Origin of the sequence: Actinospineispora acaciae DSM 45401 (assembly GCF_000620785.1) — a bacterium.
GTDB classification, from domain to species: domain Bacteria; phylum Actinomycetota; class Actinomycetes; order Mycobacteriales; family Pseudonocardiaceae; genus Pseudonocardia; species Pseudonocardia acaciae.
In genome coordinates this window covers 123,126-140,671 of sequence record NZ_JIAI01000005.1, presented here as the reverse complement: position 1 = coordinate 140,671, position 17,546 = coordinate 123,126, and the positions used below count along the sequence as shown (strand labels likewise).

17 protein-coding genes and 1 pseudogene are annotated in these 17,546 nt (G+C 71.5%); 7 read left to right on the top strand and 11 right to left on the bottom strand.

Going from position 1 to position 17,546, the window contains the following annotated elements; genetic code table 11:
* Positions 1-36 precede the first annotated feature (36 nt).
* On the top strand, positions 37-618 hold the full coding sequence (locus N912_RS0123655; RefSeq protein ID WP_028924336.1) for an XRE family transcriptional regulator: 582 nt from the start codon (positions 37-39) through the stop codon (positions 616-618).
* Here N912_RS0123655 and N912_RS0123650 read toward each other — a convergent pair.
* Positions 615-1,652, bottom strand: coding sequence for an NAD(P)-dependent alcohol dehydrogenase (locus N912_RS0123650; RefSeq protein WP_028924335.1), 1,038 nt, complete (start codon positions 1,650-1,652; stop codon positions 615-617). The two genes, N912_RS0123655 and N912_RS0123650, sit on opposite strands and share 4 nt — an antisense overlap.
* Before the next feature lie 83 nt (positions 1,653-1,735).
* Between N912_RS0123650 and N912_RS0123645 the strand changes: the two genes are divergently transcribed.
* A complete protein-coding gene (locus N912_RS0123645) occupies positions 1,736-2,332 on the top strand; it encodes a TetR/AcrR family transcriptional regulator (protein WP_028924334.1) in 597 nt (198 codons plus the stop codon).
* Positions 2,333-2,339: 7 nt separating this feature from the next.
* Here the strand turns inward: N912_RS0123645 and N912_RS0123640 are convergent, their stop codons facing one another.
* On the bottom strand, positions 2,340-3,062 hold the full coding sequence (locus N912_RS0123640; protein ID WP_028924333.1) for an alpha/beta fold hydrolase: 723 nt from the start codon (positions 3,060-3,062) through the stop codon (positions 2,340-2,342).
* Positions 3,063-3,170: 108 nt separating this feature from the next.
* On the opposite strand from N912_RS0123640, the gene N912_RS0123635 reads away from it, so the two are divergent.
* Positions 3,171-3,740, top strand: coding sequence for a TetR/AcrR family transcriptional regulator (locus N912_RS0123635; protein WP_028924332.1), 570 nt, complete (start codon positions 3,171-3,173; stop codon positions 3,738-3,740).
* Positions 3,741-3,752: 12 nt separating this feature from the next.
* Here N912_RS0123635 and dnaB read toward each other — a convergent pair whose 3' ends face one another.
* From dnaB to rpsF, 5 genes and pseudogenes are all read right to left on the bottom strand, one after another.
* Entirely contained in the window at positions 3,753-5,147 is a 1,395-nt protein-coding gene (gene dnaB, locus N912_RS0123630; RefSeq protein WP_028924331.1) for a replicative DNA helicase, read from the bottom strand.
* Positions 5,148-5,727: 580 nt separating this feature from the next.
* Positions 5,728-6,180 (bottom strand): 50S ribosomal protein L9, encoded by a 453-nt coding sequence (gene rplI / locus N912_RS0123625; protein ID WP_028924330.1) that lies wholly within the window; start codon positions 6,178-6,180, stop codon positions 5,728-5,730.
* 9 nt (positions 6,181-6,189) lie between these two features.
* Positions 6,190-6,426: a 30S ribosomal protein S18 gene (rpsR, locus tag N912_RS0123620; protein WP_028924329.1), complete on the bottom strand. Its 237-nt coding sequence runs from the start codon at positions 6,424-6,426 to the stop codon at positions 6,190-6,192.
* 54 nt (positions 6,427-6,480) lie between these two features.
* On the bottom strand, positions 6,481-6,966 hold the full coding sequence (locus N912_RS0123615) for a single-stranded DNA-binding protein (RefSeq protein WP_028924328.1): 486 nt from the start codon (positions 6,964-6,966) through the stop codon (positions 6,481-6,483).
* Positions 6,967-7,057: 91 nt separating this feature from the next.
* Positions 7,058-7,381 (bottom strand): annotated as a pseudogene (gene rpsF, locus N912_RS54185) (30S ribosomal protein S6); the annotation flags it as partial.
* Positions 7,382-7,533: 152 nt separating this feature from the next.
* Here rpsF and N912_RS0123605 point away from each other — a divergent pair.
* Both N912_RS0123605 and N912_RS54180 read left to right on the top strand, forming a co-directional pair.
* On the top strand, positions 7,534-8,304 hold the full coding sequence (locus N912_RS0123605) for a deoxyribonuclease IV (RefSeq protein WP_028924327.1): 771 nt from the start codon (positions 7,534-7,536) through the stop codon (positions 8,302-8,304).
* Positions 8,301-9,671 carry a glycosyltransferase family 87 protein gene (locus N912_RS54180; RefSeq protein WP_051580684.1) on the top strand — a complete coding sequence of 457 codons (1,371 nt, stop codon included), beginning with the start codon at positions 8,301-8,303 and terminating at the stop codon, positions 9,669-9,671. Before N912_RS0123605 ends, N912_RS54180 begins: the two co-directional genes overlap by 4 nt.
* Here the strand turns inward: N912_RS54180 and N912_RS0123595 are convergent.
* Together N912_RS0123595 and N912_RS0123590 are read right to left on the bottom strand one after the other, a co-directional pair.
* On the bottom strand, positions 9,612-10,247 hold the full coding sequence (locus N912_RS0123595) for an NUDIX hydrolase (protein ID WP_028924326.1): 636 nt from the start codon (positions 10,245-10,247) through the stop codon (positions 9,612-9,614). The two genes, N912_RS54180 and N912_RS0123595, sit on opposite strands and share 60 nt — an antisense overlap.
* A 4-nt stretch (positions 10,248-10,251) precedes the next feature.
* Entirely contained in the window at positions 10,252-11,634 is a 1,383-nt protein-coding gene (locus N912_RS0123590) for an MFS transporter (protein WP_051580683.1), read from the bottom strand.
* A 144-nt stretch (positions 11,635-11,778) separates the two neighbouring features.
* On the opposite strand from N912_RS0123590, the gene N912_RS0123585 reads away from it, so the two are divergent.
* Positions 11,779-13,821 carry a M13 family metallopeptidase gene (locus N912_RS0123585; RefSeq protein ID WP_028924324.1) on the top strand — a complete coding sequence of 681 codons (2,043 nt, stop codon included), beginning with the start codon at positions 11,779-11,781 and terminating at the stop codon, positions 13,819-13,821.
* A gap of 4 nt (positions 13,822-13,825) precedes the next feature.
* On the opposite strand, the gene N912_RS54175 is transcribed toward N912_RS0123585, so the two are convergent.
* Positions 13,826-14,443 carry a TetR/AcrR family transcriptional regulator gene (locus tag N912_RS54175; protein ID WP_037066222.1) on the bottom strand — a complete coding sequence of 206 codons (618 nt, stop codon included), beginning with the start codon at positions 14,441-14,443 and terminating at the stop codon, positions 13,826-13,828.
* Between the two features lie 100 nt (positions 14,444-14,543).
* On the opposite strand from N912_RS54175, the gene N912_RS0123575 reads away from it, so the two are divergent.
* Complete coding sequence (locus N912_RS0123575; RefSeq protein ID WP_028924323.1) at positions 14,544-16,022, top strand: FAD-dependent monooxygenase; 1,479 nt, start codon at positions 14,544-14,546, stop codon at positions 16,020-16,022.
* Here the strand turns inward: N912_RS0123575 and N912_RS54170 are convergent.
* Complete coding sequence (locus N912_RS54170; RefSeq protein ID WP_051580682.1) at positions 15,966-17,495, bottom strand: glycosyltransferase family 87 protein; 1,530 nt, start codon at positions 17,493-17,495, stop codon at positions 15,966-15,968. The two genes, N912_RS0123575 and N912_RS54170, sit on opposite strands and share 57 nt — an antisense overlap.
* Positions 17,496-17,546 lie beyond the last annotated feature (51 nt).

Genomic DNA, 17,546 nt, shown 5'->3' with positions numbered 1-17,546 from the left:
TTGCACAAACAGCAAATTCTGGGCACCGTGAGGTGTATGAGCGAAGAGTTCGACGAGGTGCTGGCCGCGATCGGCCCACGGCTGCGCGAGCTGCGACGCCGGGGCGGAGCCACCCTGGCCGAGCTGTCGGAGACCACCGGCATTCCGATCAGCACGCTGTCCCGGCTGGAGTCCGGGCACCGCAGGCCGGGCCTGGAGCTGCTGCTTCCGCTGGCTCGCGCATACCAGGTGCCGCTCGACGAGCTGGTCGGCGCCCCGGCCAGCGGCGACCCGAGGGTGTACCCGCGACCGTTCACCCGCCACGGCATGACGATCGTCCCGCTGACGCGTCGGCCCGGCGGGCTGCAGGCGTTCAAGCACATCGTCCCGGCCGGCCCGAACGACGTCGAACCGGATCCCCGCTCGCACGAGGGGTACCACTGGCTGTACGTCCTCAACGGGCGGCTGCGCGTGGTGCTCGGCGACCAGGACCTCGTGCTCAGCGCCGGCGAGGTCGCGGAGTTCGACACCCACCTCCCGCACTGGTTCGGCAACGCCGACACCCGCCCGGTGGAGTTCCTGAGCATCCTCGGTCCGCAGGGCGAACGGTTCCATATCCGGGCTCGCTACCGGCCCTAGCGTCGGTCCAGGTCGGACATGTCGAGCACGAAGCGGTAGCGGACATCGTTGCGGCGCAGGCGCTCGAACGCCTCGTTGACGCGCGCGGAGGGGAGCAGCTCGATGTCCGCGGTGACCCGGTGCTCGGCGCAGAAGTCGAGCATGGCGGCGGTGGCCGGCCGCCCGCCGCTGCCCGCGGAGCTGAGCTTCTTGCGGCCCACGAGCAGGTCGATGGTCTCCACGGTGACCGGCCCGAGGTCGCCGAGGTGGCTGAGCGTGCCGTCCGTGGCGGTCAGCCGCAGGTACGGGCCGAGGTCGTGAGGGGCCGAGATGGTGTCGATGACGACGTCGAACCGGTCGCGCGCCTCGGCCATCCGCCGGGTGTCGGTGGTGACCAGGAGGTCGCGGGCGCCGAGCCGGCGGGCGTCGTCGGCCTTGGCGGCCGACCGGCTGAGGACCGTGGTGTCGGCGCCGAGCGCCACCGCGAGCTTGACCGCGAGATGTCCGAGGCCACCCAGCCCGGCCACGGCGACGGTGCTGCCTGGCCCGACGCCGAGGGCGCGCAGCGGCTCCCAGACGGTGATCCCGGCGCACAGCAGGGGGGCCGCCGCGGCGGGGTCGAGCGCGGCGGGCAGCGGATGGGCGAACCTGTCTCGGACCACGTACTCGCGGGAGAAGGCACCCAGCGTGGTCGAGCCGTCGTGCCGGTCGCTGCCGCCGTAGGTCAAGGTCGGGAACTCGTGGCAGAAGTTCTCCTGGCCGGCCCGGCACATGGCGCACGTGCCGCAGGAGTCGACGATGTTGCCCACCGCGACCGGGTCGCCGGCGGCGAACCCGGTGACGTCGCTGCCCACCTCGGTCACCACGCCGGTGAACTCGTGCCCCGGCACCAGGGGTCCGGCGGCCCCGCGGACGGAGTGCAGGTCGGTGTGGCAGACCCCGCAGTAGTCCACGCGCACCGCGATGTCGTCCGGGCGCGGGTCCCGCCGTTCGAGAGCCACCCGCCGCAGGGCCGCCGACGGGCCATCCGCCTGCCAGCCCACCGTGCGCCTCATGCCGCCTCCTCGTTCAAACAGACTGTTCGGTTTATTTGAGCGTAACAAACAAACCGACTGTTCTGTTGATATAAGCTCGGCGCATGGTCGAGCACCCCCTCACCGCCCGCGGCGCAGCGACCCGCGCCCGCATCGTCGAGGTGGCGACCCGGGAGTTCGCCGAGCACGGCATCGCCGGCGCGCGCATCGAGCGGATCGTGGCCGAGGCGCGCACCAACAAGGCGCAGCTCTACGCCTACTTCGGCAGCAAGGACGGCCTGTTCGACGCGATCTTCTTCGGCTCCCTGGAGCGGATCACCAACGTCGTCCCGATCGATGCCTCGGACCTCGCGGACTGGGCCGTCCGCCTCTACGACGAGTACCTGCGCCGTCCGGACCTGATCCGGCTGGCCACCTGGGCACGCCTGGAGCGGCGCCCGGCCGGCCACCTCGTCGAGGAGGCAGACCGCCTCGACGACCACAAGCTGCGCGCCATCGCCGCCGCACAGGCCGAGGGCACCGTGCGGCCGGGCGACCCTTTCGACGTGATGGCGCTGGTCATCGCCATGTCGATGGCGTGGTCACCGGTCAGCAACGTCTACGCCGCGACCGCCGAAGAACCCGCCGAGCTGCACGAACGGCGGCGAGCGCTGCTCAGGGAGAGCGTGCTGCGCGCGATGGTCCCCGATCCCGCTCGGTGAGACCGTCCTATCGCAACGATGACCAGAACTTGACGAGGATCTCGGCGGCCCGCTCCGGCGCCTGGTACGGCCAGAAGTGGCCTGCGCCGTCGATCAGCTGGAACCGCGCGCCCAACGCGGCGGCCACCTCGCGCGCTTTGGTCTCGTCGGAGAACTCGTCGTCGGTCGGGTGCAGGACCAGGCCGGGCGCGTCGGTCGGGGTGAGCGGGCCCCAGTCGGCGTGCGCGGTCGACGTGACCGACCGGTACAGCGACAAGATCGAGGTGCCCATCGTCTCGGTGAAGGCGTCGGCCATGTCCCGCGCGTCATCCCCCGACAGGCCCCACCGGGCGGCGGAGTCGGCGAAGGCCTGGGGCTCCGTGGCGAGCATGTCCGCGATCGCCGCCTCGCCGTCGCCGGGCGTCCGCCAGGTCCGCGCGAGGGAGTGCCAGACGTAGTCGGGGTGCAGGAAGCCGCCGACGTCGGCAACCCATGAGCGCAGTGGCCGGGTCATCGCCAGCCGGTACACCAGTCCGGCGCCCCAGTCGTGGCCGACCAGGTCGACGGTGTCGTACCGGTCGAGCCGGTCGGCGACCCAGTCGACGTACTCGTCCTTGGTCGAGGTGAACCCGTCCGGCCGTGAGCCGTCGAACCCCGGCAGGGTCAGCGCCACCGATTCGGCGCCGATCTCGGCCCGCACCCTGCGCCAGACCGCGGCCGTCTCCGGTACTCCGTGTAGGAAAACGATCACAGTTCCTCCGAACGGCTCGGCTCATGAGAGCCTCCACAAGCCAAGGTGATGAGACTTGGTCCCATCACCATACACGGGTGACGGGACCAAGTGCCGTAAACTTTCCCCGTGGCCCGCTGGCAACCCAACGCAACACAGCGACTCGCGGTCGCCGCCTTGGAGCTGTTCGAGGAACGGGGCTACGAGAGCACGACGGTGATCGAGATCGCCGAACGAGCCGGGCTCACCAAGAGCACCTTCTTCCGTCATTTCCCTGACAAGCGGGAGGTGCTCTTCGGCGGGGGCACGATGACCGGGCTGCTCGTCGACGGGATCGCCGCGGCGCCGGCCGGGGCCGGTCCGCTCGAAGCCGTGGCTCATGCTCTGGACGTGATCGGAAGGGAAGCCTTCACACCCGATCGTCGTGAGTTCGGCGCCCGGCGGCAGGCGGTGATCGCCGCCAACCCGGAACTGCGAGAACGCGAGGCGCTGAAGGGACTCGGCCTCACCGCGTCGATGATCGACGCGCTCACCCGCCGCGGCGTTCCCGGCCTGACCGCGCACGTGGCCGCCGAACTGGGCACGCTCGCCTGGAAAATCGCCTACGAGCGCTGGAGCGACCCGACCAACGACGAGGAGTTCGGCGAACTCGCACGGCGAGCACTCACCGAGGTGCACACGGCCAGCGCCTTGTGCTGACGGGTGGCGCGCTCAGCCCTGGGCGAGGTCGGCGAACCGGCTGTAATGCAGCTGGTGGGCCACGGTGATCGTGTTGGTCGGGCCGTTTCGGTGCTTGGCCAGGATCAGGTCGGCCTCGCCGGCGCGCGGGTCGTCGCGCTCGAACGCGTCCGGGCGGTGCAGCAGGATCACCATGTCGGCGTCCTGCTCGATCGATCCGGACTCGCGCAGGTCCGAGAGCATCGGCCGCTTGTCGGTGCGCTGCTCGGGGCCGCGGTTGAGCTGGCTGATCGCCACCACCGGCACCTCCAGCTCCTTGGCCAGCAGCTTGATGTGCCGGGAGAACTCGCTGACCTCCTGCTGGCGGGACTCCACCCGCTTGCCCGAGGTCATCAGCTGCAGGTAGTCGACCACCAGCAGCTTCAGGTCGTTGCGCTGGCGCAGCCGGCGGGCCTTGGCGCGGATCTCCATCATGGTCAGGTTCGGCGAGTCGTCGATGAACAGCGGCGCCTCGCTGATCTCGCTCATCCGCCTGGCCATCCGCGTCCAGTCGTCGTCGCTCATCCGGCCCGAGCGCATGTCGGCGAGCCGGATGCGGGCCTCGGCGGACAGCAGCCGCATCACGATCTCGCTGCGGCTCATTTCCAGCGAGAAGAACGCGCTGGTCATGCCGTGGCGCACCGAGCACGACCTGGCGAAGTCCATCCCCAGCGTGGACTTGCCGAGGCCGGGCCGGGCGGCGACGACGATCATCTGGCCGGGGTGCAGGCCGTTGGTCACCGCGTCCAGGTCGGCGAACCCGGTCGGCACACCCAGCGACACCCCGCCCCGGCTCGCGATCGCGTCGATCTCGTCCATGGTGGGCTGCAGCAGCTCTTCCAGCGCGATGTAGTCCTCGCTGGTGCGCCGCTCGGTGACCTCGTAGATGGCGGCCTGTGCCCGGTCCACCACCTCGTCCACCTCGGCGCCGTCCGCGCCGTGGTAGCCCAGCTGCACGATCCGGGTGCCCGCCTCCACCAGCCGGCGCAGCACCGCCTTCTCCGCGACGATCTCGGCGTAGTAGCTGGCGTTGGCCGCGGTGGGGACGGTGGCGATCAGGGTGTGCAGGTACGGGGCCCCGCCGAGGCGGGTGAGGTCGCCACGCCGCTCCAGCTCGGCGGACACCGTGACCGGGTCGGCCGGCTCGCCCCTGCCGTACAGGTCGAGGATGCAGTCGTAGATGGTCTGGTGCGCGGGGCGGTAGAAGTCGTCGGGACGCAGCACCTCCACCACGTCGGCGATCGCGTCCTTGCTCAGCAGCATGCCGCCCAGCGCGGACTGCTCGGCGGTGAGGTCCTGCGGCGGCTGACGGTCGAACTCCGGCGGCGGCTCGTCGGCCGGCCGGACATGACGAGGCCGTCCCACCGGCCGTTCGTCGGGTACCGCCATCACGCCGCCCTTTCTCCCCCATGGACTTGTATCGCCTGCCAGATTTCTACTGCCTGCGACTGACAGAAGCTCGGAGGCTAAGGGCGCGAGTCGGGCCTCTCCAAAACGTTCTGTTGACGGTTCTGTTGATCGCCTGGGGACAACTCGGCCCGCGCGGGCACAAGCCTGGGTACAACTGTGGACAAACTGGGGAGCAACGGGCGCGCTCGCGATGTCTACGCAGGTCAGAGCCGCAATCGTTGCTGGGGACAAGTCAGTCGAAATCGGCTCGGCGCGTCACTGGAGATCGCTCTCCCGGGCGTGTCCCAGACCCTCGACCCCCACCGGAGGGAGGCGGATGAAGATCGTGGAGCGGAGATATCCACAGCCAGTCACCACATGGGTATAACCGGTGGCGCACCGGAGTGCCCTCGGACCACTGTGGGTCAATGAGGCACCATCCGTCACGCGCGCACCGGTCTGGCGTGTGTTGTTACGGGCAAGGATTGGGCCCGTTCTCATCGAGGCCTGGTCGGCCTCGTCAGGTTGTGGCGTCGCCTGGCCGAGCCCGACCCGGCCAGGCGACGAAGAAGCGGCCGGCTCAGCCGGCCTTGACCTCGAGGGCGAACTCGGCGCTCACCTCGGGGTGCAGCCGGACGGACACCGTGTGGCGGCCGACGGCCTTGATCTGACCGGGCAGCGACACGGTGCGGCGGTCCAGCGCCGGCCCGCCGGCGGCGCGCACGGCGCTCACCACGTCGGCCGGGGTGACCGAACCGAACAGCCGGCCGCTGTCGGCGGCGGCCCGGGCGGTCAGCGGGACCGGCGGGAGCGCCTCGATCGTGGCCGCCACCTCGCGCGCGTGGCCGAGGTCGCGGACCGCGCGGACCTCCCGGCCCTTGCGGATCTGGGCGACCTGCTTCTCCGCGCCCCGGGTGGCCTGGATGGCCATCCCGCGCGGCATCAGGTAGTTACGGCCGTAGCCGTCCCTGACCTCGACGATGTCACCGGGCGCACCGAGGTTCGGCACGTCGGCGGTAAGGATCAGCTTCACGGTCTACTCCTAGCGCGCCGTCGAGGTGTACGGCAGCAGCGCCACCTCACGGGCGTTCTTCACCGCGACGGCGACATCGCGCTGGTGCTGACGGCAGTTGCCACTGACCCGGCGGGCGCGGATCTTGCCCCGGTCGGAGATGAACTTGCGCAGCAGGCCGGTGTCCTTGTAGTCGATCTGCTGAGCCTTGTCCTTGCAGAACGCGCAGACCTTCTTCTTCGGTTTGCGCAGTACGGGCTTGGCCATGTGTTACGAACTCCTGTTACGTGGTCTCTCGAGGTCGAGCGAGAAGGGTGCGGGTCAGAACGGCGGTTCGTCGCTGGAGCCGCCGCTGCCGGCGACCGGAGCGGAGCCCCACGGGTCGTCGGCGGGGGCACCGCCACCACCGCCGCTTCCGCCGAACCCGCCGCCACCGCTGCCGCGGCTGACCTTGTTCACCTTCGCCGTGGCGTAACGCAGCGAGGGACCGATCTCGTCCACCTCGAGCTCCACCACCGTGCGCTTCTCGCCCTCGCGCGTCTCGTACGAGCGCTGCTTGAGCCGGCCGGAGACGATCACCCGGGCGCCCCGGGTCAGCGTCTCGGCCACGTTCTCCGCCGCCTGGCGCCAGATGTTGCAGCGCATGAACAGCGCCTCGCCGTCCTTCCACTCGCCGGACTGGCGGTCGAAGGTGCGCGGGGTGGACGCCACAGTGAAGTTGGCGACCGCCGCGCCGGACGGGGTGAACCTCAGCTCTGGATCGGCGGTCAGGTTGCCGATCACAGTGATGACCGTGTCGCCTGCCATGTCACCCTCAGCTCGTCGGGGTCGGGGTAGGGGTGGGCGCGGGAGTCGACGCGGCGGCAGCGGCGGCCGGGGCGGGTGCCGGGGCCGCCGGAGCGGGCCCGGTGGCCTTGGCCGGTGCCGGCCGCTTGGTCGGCTCGACCCGCATCACCTTGGTACGCAGCACCGACTCGTTCAGCCCGAGCTGGCGGTCCAGCTCGGCCACGGTCGCCGGCTCGCACCTGACGTCGAGCACCGCGTAGATGCCCTCGGCGTGCTTGGCGATCTCGTAGGCCATCCGGCGCTTGCCCCAGACGTCGACCTTCTCCACCGTGCCGCCGTCGCCGGTGACCACCCGAAGGAAGGTCTCCAGAGACGGGGTGACGGTACGTTCGTCGAGGCTGGGATCGAGGATGACCATCAGCTCGTAATGACGCATGAGAACCACACACCTCCTGTGGACTCGTGGCGGCCGCGGTCTTTCCGCGGCAGGAGGGTCTCATCAGCCACCGACATTTCCGGTGGCACTGCTTGACATCGTACCGACGCCGGCCCCGAGCCCGGCCGGCGGGCTGACTAGTCTCTGGAGTCATGCATATCGGGGCTCACGTTCGGTCCGACGCGAACCCGCTGGCCTCGGCGGCCGACTGCGGTGCGGAGGCGATGCAGTTCTTCCTCGCCGACCCGCAGGGCTGGAAGAAACCGCCCGCGCATCCGATGGCCGAACAGATCGCCGCCAGCGACCTGACGGTGTTCGTGCACTCGCCGTACGTGGTGAACCTGGCGTCCACCAACAACCGGATCCGGATCCCGAGCCGCAAGCTGGTCACCCAGCACGCCGAGGCGGCGGCCACCGTCGGCGCGGTCGGCCTGATCGTGCACGGCGGGCACGTCACCGCCGGTGAGGACGCGGCCGTCGGGGTGGACAACTGGCGCAAGTTCTTCGCCCGCCAGGCCGACGAGGGCGGCTTCGCGGTGCCCATCCTGATCGAGAACACCGCCGGCGGGGACAACGCCATGGCCAGGCGGTTCGACGCGCTGGCCCGGCTGTGGGACGCGGTCGGCGAGTTCGGCGCCGGGTTCTGCCTGGACACCTGCCACGCGTTCGCCGGCGGGGAGGACCTGGTCGGCGTGGTGGACCGGGCGAAGGCGATCACCGGCCGGATCGACCTGGTGCACCTGAACAACTCCCGCGACGAGTTCAACTCCGCGCGCGACCGGCACGCCAACATCGCCGACGGCACCATCGACCCGGACGAGCTGGTCGCGGTGTGCGCGGCGGCCGGCGCCCCGGTGGTGGTGGAGACGCCCGCCGAGGGGATGGCCGAGGACATCGCGTTCCTGCGCGAGCGGCTGGGATGACAGGGCAGACCCGGCGGCGCCTCGGCGGTGCCGGACTGCTCCTGCTGGTGCTGCTCACCTGGCTGACCATGCTGGCCAGCTTCGAGAACAAGGCCCGCTGCATCGGGCCGGTGTTCGACTCCGAGGGCCGCAGCGGCCCGGACTACGACGTCCGCAAGAACCGCGACCTCTGCTACACCGACGTCCAGGAGCTGTGGCTGGGCCGCGACATCAACCGACACGTGGTGCCTTACGTCAACGGCGCCATCACCGAGGACGGCACGTTGGTCGGCGGCACCGTGGAGTACCCGGTGCTGAGCGGCATGCTGATCTGGGCCGGCGCGCTGTTCGCGAACACGGACGGCGGCTTCATGCTCGGCACCGCGCTGCTCCTGGCGCCGTTCGGGCTGGTGACGGCGTGGCTGTTGGGTCGGCTGTCGCGGTGGCGGGCGCTGCTGTGGGCGCTCGGGCCACCGCTGTTCCTCTATGCGTTCCACAACTGGGACCTGCCCGCCGTGGCCTGCGCGGTCGGGGCGGTCGCGGTGCTGCACGGCTGGCGGACGCCAGACCAGCTGGTACGGCGGGCCACCTGGGCCGGGGTGCTGCTCGGGCTCGGGTTCGCGTTCAAGATCTACCCGGGCGTGTTCGTGGCCCCGCTGGCGCTCTACGTACTGACCAGGGGCACCCGGGCGGGGGCGCTGCGGGTGGTGGCCGCGAGCATCGCGACGGTGATCGCGGTGAACCTGCCGTTCGCGGTGCTCGGCTACGAGGGCTGGCGGGCCTCGTTCACCTACCAGCAGCTGCGCACGGTGGACGCGACCACCAACTCGATCTGGTACTGGGGGTTCCGCCCGGCGTCCGACCCGGAGAACGAGGCGTTCCAGGCGCTGGCCGACCGGCTGTCGCCGGCGTTGGTGCTGCTGTCGTTCGCGGTGGCGCTCGGGGTGGGGTGGTGGCGCTACCGCCGCACCGGGGTGTACCCGTGGGTGCAGGTCAGCGCCGCGATGCTGGCCGGTTTCCTGCTGTTGCACAAGGTGCACTCGCCGCAGTACGCGCTGTGGCTGCTGCCGTTCTTCGTGCTGCTGCGGGTCCGCTGGGGATGGATCGCCGGGTACCTCGCCGCCGACGCCGCCATCGGGCTGGGGATCTTCCGCTGGTTCTACACGCTGCGGGTGAACAGCGGCTACCAGGTCTACGACGGGCTGGCCGCGCAGGCGGTGGTGGTCGGGGTGTGGGGCCGGGCCGCGCTGCTGGTCGCGCTGTTCGGCGTGTTCCTGGCCGCCGAGACCACGTTCGATGACGCAGCGGACGACCGGACGGAAGCCGACTCAGCGCCAGGCGAAGACCGGCTGCTCGAGGTGGGCCACCCTGGTCGCCCTGCCGTGTAGCGCGACCTCGCGGAACTGGTAGAGCACCGCGCCGGTGGGGGCGTGCACCCGCCGGCCCATCAGCGGCAGCTGGATCACCGGGGCGTCCGACTCCGGGATGGTCAGGAAGATCGGGTCGATGTCCAGCTGCCCGAGCGGAATGCCGTACACGGCGGCCACCTCGCCACGGGCCGGACGCAGCGGCCGCGCGCCCGGCCTCGACACGCCCGCGCTGACCGGGCCGGCCCACAGCACCACCGGCGTGATCACGAACCCGGACCGGGTGGCGTAGTCGTCGAGCTGGCCGAGCACGGCGGCCTCGGGCAGCTCCAGGCCCAGCTCCTCGGCCAGCTCGCGGCGGGCCGCGTCGGGCGCGGACTCGCCGTCGTCCACCCCTCCACCCGGCAGCGCCCACTGCCCGGAATGGGTACGCAGCCGGGGCGCCCGCCGGGTCAGCAGCACCTGCACCGCGCCGTCCCCGGCACAGGCCAGGGTGACGGCCACCGCCGCCGCGCGCAGGTCGGGACGGTCGACGGCGCGGCGGGCGAACCCGGCCAGCGCGGCCCGGACGGACTGCTCGGTCAGGGTGGGCGGCACCGGCTCAGGCTAACCGCGACCGCCGCACCCGGCCGGCCAGGAAGGCGCCGGCGACCGCGATCACCGCCATCAGCGCGGTGACCGAGCCGACGGCCGGGGCCAGCCCGAGCAGGCCGTGCTCCGCCGCGCCCACCACCGCCCCGGCCAGCCCGATGCACAGCGAGGAGCCCGTCACGTCGCTGATCTGCAACGCCGAGCTGTTGGCGCCCCGCCCCTGCTCCGGGGACAGGTCCAGCATCAGCACCCCGGTGGTGGGCATCACCAGCCCCATGCCTAGGCCCCCGAAGATCCACAGCGGGTACGCCGGCCAGCCCGGCATCCCGGGCAGGCAGATCAGCACCAGCCCGCCGACGCACACCGCCAGCGCGACGAACCCGCAGCGCACCAGCACGTGCCTGGGCACCGCCCGCACCCGGCCCTGCACCTGCGCGCCGCCCGCCCAGCCCACCGCGCCGACCAGCAGCGGCAGCCCGGCCGTGATCGGGGACATGCCGTGCAGGGTGGTCAATGTCAGCGGCAGCACCGACTCCACGCTGAAGAACGCGCCGGACACCAGCCCGCGCAGGCCGATCACCGCCGGCACCCCGGCGCGCAGCCGCAGGGTGCCCGCCGGCAACAGCACGCGCAGCCCGACCAGCACGCCCGCGATCCCGCCCAGCCCGGCCAGGACGCCCACCGCGTCGACCCCCGTCACCACCCGCGCGCCGGCGTACTGCAGGGCGAGCACGGCGGCGCCGGTCAGGATCGCGTAGGGCACCCGGCGCCGGGGTCGCGCGGGTGGCTCGGTCGGCCGGGGGATCCGGCGCAGCACCGGGAGCAGCAGCACGGCGCCGGTGGCCAGCAACGGCACCAGACCCAGGAACACCAGCCGCCAGGTCAGGTAGGTGGCCAGCGCGCCGGAGATCACCGGCCCGACCAGCGCCGGCAGCACGTAGGCGGCGGACACGATGGACATCGCCCGGGGCCGCAGCCAGGGCGGATACCCCGCGCCGATGATCAGGTACGCGGCGACGCTGGCCATCCCGACGCCGAGGCCCTGCATGCCCCTGCCGAGCACGAACGTCCACATCCACGGCGCGGTGCCGGCGACCACCAGCCCGGCGGCGAACACCGCGATCCCGGTGAGCAGCGGGCCGCGCGGGCCCACCCGGTCGCCCCACCCGCCGGCCACCACCAGCCCGACCAGGCTGGTGAGCAGGAACGCGCTGAACGGCCAGCCGTAGTAGGCAAGCCCGTCCAGCTCCCGCACTGCCGAGGGCATCGCGGTGGCCACCGCGACCGTCTCGAACGCGAACAGCGTGACCAGCAGCCCGACGCCCAGGCTGGTGGCCCGCCACGGCGCGGCGAACGGTCCCTGGCTTCGATCCTCCCGCTCGCCCCCGGTCACGTGGGGCCACGCTATCGATCAAGCCGATGGGGCTCCACCGGGTTTGGTGCCGTCTGTCAAAAGTCCCGACTCACCCTGACGAAATCCCCGACTCGCGGGGTGCCGGGGGCACGGACGCGCGCGGGGTGCTCCTAGGGTGGCCGGATGCGGATATGGGGCCGGCGGGTTGTGGTGCTGGTGACGGGGGCGGCGGTCGGGTTGAGCACGGCGTGTGGCGGAGCGGCGCCACCGCCGGCGCCGCCGACCTCGGGGCTGGACCAGGCCGGGTTCGACCGGGCGGTGCGGCCGGCGGACGACCTGTTCGACTTCGTCAACGGCACCTGGATGCGCAACACGCAGATCCCGCCGGACATGTCCGAGTACGGCTCGTTCTCCATCCTCGCCGAGAAGTCGCGGGCCAACCAGCGCACGCTGATCGACGAGGCCGCGAAGGACACCAACGCGCCGGCCAACTCCGACCAGCGCAAGATCGGCGACATGTACGCCAGCTTCATGGACACCGGGCGGCTGGACCAGCTGCGCGCGGCCCCGCTGGCGCCGGACTTCGCCGCCGTTGACAAGATCTCCAACTCCACCGACCTGGTCCGCCACCTCGGCGAGATCCAGCGGTTCGGCGCGTCCAACCCGATCGGGCTGAGCGTCAGCCAGGACTCCAAGCAGGCGACCTCGTACGTCACCGACGTGTTCCAGGGCGGCACCTCGCTGCCCGACCGGGACTACTACCTGTCGAACGACAAGAAGTTCACCGACATCCGGGACAAGTACCGGGCCTACACCGCCAAGATGCTCACCCTGGCCGGCCTTCCCGACCCGGATGGCACCGCCGGGCGCGTCCTGGACCTGGAGACCAAGCTGGCCGCCGCGGAGTGGACGAAGGTCCAGAACCGCGACCCGCTGGCCATCTACAACAGGTTCACCGTGGCCGACGCGACCAAGGCCACCGGGATGGACTGGGCGACCTACATGGCCGGCGCCGGCGTCACCCAGCCCGACTTCATCATCTCCCAGCCGAGCTTCTTCTCCGCGCTGTCCAAGATGGTCACCGAGGTCCCGCTGGACACCTGGAAGCAGTACCTGAAGTGGCACCTGCTCCAGGACTACGGCTCGTACCTGAGCCAGGACTTCGTGGACACCAAGTTCGACTTCGGCGGCAAGGTGCTCGGCGGGCGCGAGCAGAACCGGGACCGCTGGCAGCGCGGCGTGGCGGCGGTCAACGGCGTGCTCGGCGAGACGCTCGGGCGGATGTACGTGTCCAAGTACTTCGCGCCGGAGGCCAAGGAGCGCGCCGAGGCGCTGGTCCGCAACCTGCTCGACGCGTACCGCCGCTCGATCGACACGCTGGACTGGATGACGCCGCAGACCAAGGCCGCCGCCCGCGCCAAGCTGGACAAGCTGGCCGTCAAGATCGGCTACCCGAACCAGTGGAAGGACTACTCCAAGCTCGAGATCAAGCGCGACGACCTGATCGGCAACCTGCAGCGCGCCGCCCGGTTCGAGCACCAGCGGGCCCTGGACAAGCTCGGCAAGCCGGTGGACCGCAACGAGTGGTTCATGACCCCGCAGACGGTCAACGCATACTACAGCCCGACCATGAACGAGATCGCGTTCCCGGCCGCGATCCTGCAGCCGCCGTTCTTCGACGCGCGGGCCGACGACGCGGTCAACTACGGCGCGATCGGCGCCGTGATCGGCCACGAGATCAGCCACGCCTTCGACGACCAGGGCCGCCAGTACGACGGCGACGGCAACCTGCGCGACTGGTGGACCCCGGAGGACGCGCAGCGCTTCACCGCGAAAACCAAGGCGCTGGTCGCGCAGTACAACGCCTACCAGCCGCTGCCGGACGCGCACGTCAACGGCGAGCTGACCCTCGGGGAGAACATCGCCGACCTGTCCGGGCTGACCGTGGCGCACCGGGCGTACCAGGCCTCGCTGGCCGGCAAGCCGTCGTCGGTGATCGACGGCTTCACCGGTGACCAGCGGTTCTTCCTCGGGTTCGGGCAGATCTGGCGGACCAAGGAACGCGAGGAGTCGCTGCGCACCGGCCTGCTCACCGACCCGCACAGCCCCGGCCTGTTCCGCTCCAACGGCGTGGTCACCAACGTCGACGCCTTCTACCAGGCCTTCGACCTCAAACCCACCGACAAGCTCTTCAAGCCCCCCGCCGACCGCATCCACATCTGGTAGGCGGTTACGGGCGGTAGGCGCGGACGATCAGGTCGGCCGCGGCGGCGGCGATGTTGCGGCGCAGTGGCCCGGCGAGCGGTTCGTGGCCCCAGAGGGTGGCCACCCTCGCCTCGGTGACCATCACGTAGGTGAACTGGCGCGCGGCGCGTACCGGGTCGGGCACCGCCAGGGTGCCGGCCTCGTGGCAGGCCCGTAGGTACGACGCGATGCCCCGGTCGAGGGCCGGGTCGGCGCTGTCCCGCCAGGCGCGCTGCAGCTCGGGGTGGTGCCTGAGCTCGGCGATGGTCAGCCGGTGCAGCGCGGAGACCCTGGGGCTGGCCACCACCCGCAGGATGCGCTCCCCGGCGGCGGTCAGGTCGGCGAAAGGGTCGCCGGTGTCGGTGATCAGCTCGTCCAGGGCGGGGAGTGCGGACCTCGCGTCGTCCACGGTGGCCAGGAACAGGTTCTTCTTGTCGCCGAAGTGGCCGTACACGGTCTGCTTGCCCACGCCGGCCTCGGCGGCGATGGCGTCCACGCTGGTCCGGGCGTAGCCCTGGGCGCAGAACACCTCGAAGGCGGCGTCCAGGATGGCCCGGCGCTTGGCGGGTGACCGCCGGCCACCGGGGTCCGCTGGTTCGACCACCCGCCCAGTTTATCGGTGGCTAGACGGAACGGTTCCGTCTAGTCTCGCATTTCGGAGTCGAGACTAGACGGTTCAGTCTTAGCAACCGAGAGAAGGTGACATGGAAGCGGACGTCCTGGTGGTGGGCGCCGGCCCGGTCGGGCTGGTGCTGGCCGCCGAGCTGAAGCTGGCCGGCGCCCAGCCGCTGGTGATCGAGCGGCTGGCCGAGCCGAACCCGGACCGCAAGTCGCGCGGCATCGGCCCGCTGGCCGCCGAGGCACTGCGCCGCCGAGGCCTGGCCGGCCAGCTCGCCGAGTACCACGAGGCCGGCCTGGCCGACCTGCGGCGTGACCACGGCAGCGACAAGGGCCACTTCGCGCACATCCACAAGATCGACCTGGTGCCGGCGGACGAGCCTGGCCGGGAACGCTCGCTGATCTGGCAGCCCGACCTCGAGCGGTTGCTGCGCAAGTACGTGGCCGGGCTCGGGATCCAGGTGCTCCCCGAACACGCGCTGACCGGGCTGGTCCAGGACGACGACCGGGTCACCGCCACCGCGGACACCCCGAGCGGCGAGCGCCGGATCACCGCCGGCTACCTGGTCGGCTGCGACGGCGGCCGCTCGACCGTGCGCAAGCTGGCCGGTTTCACCTTCCCGGGCACCGAGCCTTTCATGATCACGAGGGCGGCCGAGGTGGAACTGGCCGACGCCAGCCGACTGCCTCCCGCCGGACGGCTGCGGAACGGGGCGCTGCTGCACGGAGCCGGCCCGCTGCTGGGCACCATCGAGTTCGGGGACTTCCCCGAGGCCGAGGACGGCCGCGCGCCGCTGACCGCCGACGAGCTCACCGAGAGCGTGCGCCGGGTCAGCGGCGGGGACGTCACCATTACCGCCCTGCGCGAGGGGAGGCGGTTCCTCGACCACGCCCGGCAGGCCGAGACGTACCGGATCGGCCGCGTGCTGCTGGCCGGCGACGCCGCGCACGTGCACTCACCCAACGGCGGCCAGGGGCTCAACCTCGGGCTGATGGACGCGGTGAACCTGGGCTGGAAGCTAGCGGCCGGGGCACCGGGCGGCCTGCTGGACAGCTACACCACCGAACGCCACCCGGTGGGCGCCGCCGTGCTGCGCAACACCCGGGCCCAGTCCGCGCTGATGATGCCCGGCCCGCACACCGACGCGCTGCGCGACGTCGTGTCCGACCTCATGGACCTGCCGCAGGCTAACGCCTACTTCGCCGAGATGATGACCGGCCTGCACGTCCGCTACCCCATGCCGTACGCCGGCGCCCACCCCCTCCTGGGCCAGCACTGCCCGAACCTGACGGTGACCGTCCGTACCCCCACCGCCGACCGGAGGACCACCCTGTACGAACTGGCCGAGTCCGCCCGCCCGCTACTCCTGCACCCGGCCGACGACCCCGCCCCCGAGACGGGCCGAGTCACCGCCATACCGACCACCGCGATCGAACGGCCCGACCTGGACGCCACGCTCATCCGCCCGGACGGCGTGGTGGCCTGGGCCAGCGGCCCCGACCACCCCTCACCCGCCGGAGCGCTGCGCGCCGCCCTCCAGCACTGGTTCGGCCAGGCTCCGTGATGAAGGCGCAAGCACCGACCGCACCACGAGAACCATGAGCAACACCACCACCGCGTCTCGGATCAACACGGCGACCAGGAAGTGCTCGGCCGGCAGCCCCTTGTTCTCCACCCCGAGGTAGTAGAACATCCGGGGCACCCAGATCAGCGCGTCGATCGTCATCCAGGCCAGCAACAGCCGCCACCTCGGCAGCGCCAGCACCGCCAGCGGCACCAGCCACAGCGAGAACTGCGGGCTCCACGACTTGTTGACCAACAGCGCGGCGGCCACGATCAGAAACGCCAGGCTGGCCAGCCGGGGCTGTCGCGGCGCGCGCCACACCAGCACCGCCAGCCCCACGCAGCAGGCCACGAACAGGGCCAGCACCACCAGGTTGAGCGGCACCGGGGCCTGGCCGGGGCCGGCGCGGCCGTCCAGGCCCGACCAGCCGGCCAGGTAGCTGAGCACGAAGTACAGCGAGTCCGGGGCGGCCGCGGCGCGCAGGCCGGTGCGGATGAACTCCAGCCAGCCGGCCGTGTAGAACCACATGACCGGCGCGTTGACCGCCAGCCAGGTTCCGGCGCCGATCGCGAGCATCCTGGGCTCCGGCCCGGCGCGGCCCTCCCGCCGGCGACGCCGCCACCACAGCAACATCAGCGGTACGAACAGCAGCGCCGCGTACAGCTTGGTCGCGGTGGCCAGCCCGAGCAGTGCCCCCGCCCACCCCGGCCGGCCCCGGGCGTAGGCGTACATCCCGCCGGTCACGGCCGCGACGGCGAGCGCGTCCGTCCCGGTGAACACGTGCAGCAGCGCCAGCGGTGAGATCGCCACCAGCACGGCGTCCCACGGCCGCATCGGCCGCATCCGGCGCACCGCCCACACCACCACCAGCCAGGCGATGGCCAGGAGCCCGGCGGTGATGTCGAAGTACAGCACCTCCTGCAGGCCCGAGGGCAGCCCGAACTGGGCGGCGAGCGCCTCGTAGCGGACGGTCAGGCGCGCGGTGGCCCACAGGAAGAACCCGGTCACCACCGGGTAGTCCATGTAGTGCGTCCTCGGCGTCGGCGAGCCCTCGTCCGGCGTCTCCCAGTGCGTCTTGTACGGCAGCTCGCCGCCGGCCAGCCGGTGGTCGCCGTAGAGCGTGATGATGTCCGAGTAGCACATCGCCACGTACTGCCGGCCGGCCTGCCAGTCCAGCGTGAGCCCGCCGTCCGGGCCCGGGTACTGCTGGATGCAGGGCGCCTTGACCAGCCACCCCGCCGCCAGGGTGAGCACCGTCGCGAGCAGCACCACCCGCAGCGGCGTCCAGAACCAGGAGCGCCCTACCACCGCGTGCCGGCCGAGCGGGCCGCCGATGAACGTGCTGGCGGCGGTCGCTACCGGCTCGGTCCAGGACGGCACCACCCGCGCCGCCGGCCTCGGCTCAGGGCCGCTCGCATCCGAACCCACCGGTTCCGAGCCCAGGCCGTCCGGCTTCACCACGTCCGGGCGCACTACCTGGTCGTCTCCGTCCTGTCGTCCCCGTCCTGTCGTCCGAGGCCGCTC